Annotated in this window: 2 protein-coding genes; both read left to right on the forward strand. The window is 53.4% G+C overall.

Going from position 1 to position 1,581, the window contains the following annotated elements; all coding sequences use genetic code 11:
* A partial coding sequence (locus tag CLFS41_RS04950) for a hypothetical protein (RefSeq protein WP_045091354.1) occupies positions 1–345 on the forward strand: 345 nt, incomplete at its 5' end.
* Positions 333–1,581: hypothetical protein (locus tag CLFS41_RS04955; protein ID WP_347467646.1), on the forward strand; the 1,249-nt coding region annotated here is incomplete at its 3' end. The genes CLFS41_RS04950 and CLFS41_RS04955, both read left to right, overlap by 13 nt.

Genomic DNA, 1,581 nt, shown 5'->3' on the forward strand with positions numbered 1-1,581 from the left:
ATGAGGACACTAAGATTTAGAGTATCCGGCCAGGAGTTGACGAGGGCTCCTGGCTGTGATTTTAGCAACATTATCGCAGGCACATCCGGTTACCTGCAAACAGCGTTTGAGTTCGGCCCCGATTGGGATGGCACGGTCCGGGTGGCAGCTTTTTACCCGTATCTGCAATCCCCGGAGGTTGGCAGACTGATCAGGGATGGGGTCTGCATTGTACCTGATGAGATAACGCCCTGTGATCAATTTAAAATAGGGGTGGTCGGCCAGCGTGAGAACGGGCAGCGGATCACAACTAATCTGATCACGATCAAACAGGAAAGGGGGAGTGGACAGGCATGGCAACAGTAGACGAGATCCTTACAAGACAGGCTTATGCAGCCGGGGATGAGACGTGGACCAAAGATAATAACTATCCATCCTACACCATGTACGCGGAGCCGGAGTATGTCCCGGTCACCAACAAGCGTATTGCAGACTTTAATGACCAGGTATCAGTAAAGGGCGAGCAAAATGCCCAGTTTGTGGGCTTCCAGCTGCCCAGATATGATGATGCAATGGATCTGACCAAGCAAAATCTGTACATCCACTACCAGACAGTCTACGGCGGCAGTGACGGCGTACCCTGTAATGTATCCTGGTCGGACAATTACGTCAGGATGTGTTGGATGATACCGGGACAGGCAACACAGGAGCCCGGATCAATCCAGATGATGATCTATGCAACCGGGACGGACAGTGTGGGAGACCGGACCGTCTGGAAAACCCTGCCGGCAACTTACACCATCCATGACGGCCTGGAGATAGGCGGGGGTATACCGGAGCCGGACCCGTCCTGGTATGAGCAATTCGTGGCGCAGATGGAGGGTAAGGTATCCACTGCCCAGGGATACGCCAATGACGCCCAGGCCAGCAAGACTGCGGCTGCTGGATCAGCCACGGCAGCAGCACAGTCTGCGGATGCATCAGCACAGGCCCTGGCAGAGAATAAGGACTATGTGGAGAGCCAAAAAGAGACATTTGTGGGCTACAACAAGCGTGAGAGCGATTTACAGTATGCCAATGCCCTGATCGGCTCTGCATCCGGTACTGGGCGGGTCAGCGTGGGAGATGCGTGGGAGGCGCCGATACCTGACCTGCGGATAAGCGGAGAGAGTGAGCAGGTGAGTACGACCGGGGCGCAGCTGTTACAAGATAGCAATATATATCCGGGCTTTTTAACAAACGCTAACGGGACCAGGACCAATGACAATAATTACCGGACAGTCTGGCTTAGTCTTCCGATCGGCACATATACATTATCAGTTCCTGGCGGAGTAATGATCGTAAAAACAGTCATTGACGGGATACTAAACAATAGCAGTACCAGTATTGCGGACGGCGCGGGATATACCTGTACATTGACACAGGAGGGATTCCTGGGAATATCGTTCCGTAAGCAGGATTCCTCGGATTACATCACGGAACCGCAGGTTATGCTAAACGAAGGAGCAACAGCAAAGCCTTGGGAACCCTATACCGGCGGCAAGCCCTCCCCCAGCCCAGATTATCCCCAGCCGATTATCAGTACAGGGACGGTGATTCCAG

The sequence above is a fragment of the Clostridium sp. FS41 genome (genome assembly GCF_000954015.1).
Taxonomy (GTDB): domain Bacteria; phylum Bacillota; class Clostridia; order Lachnospirales; family Lachnospiraceae; genus Enterocloster; species Enterocloster citroniae.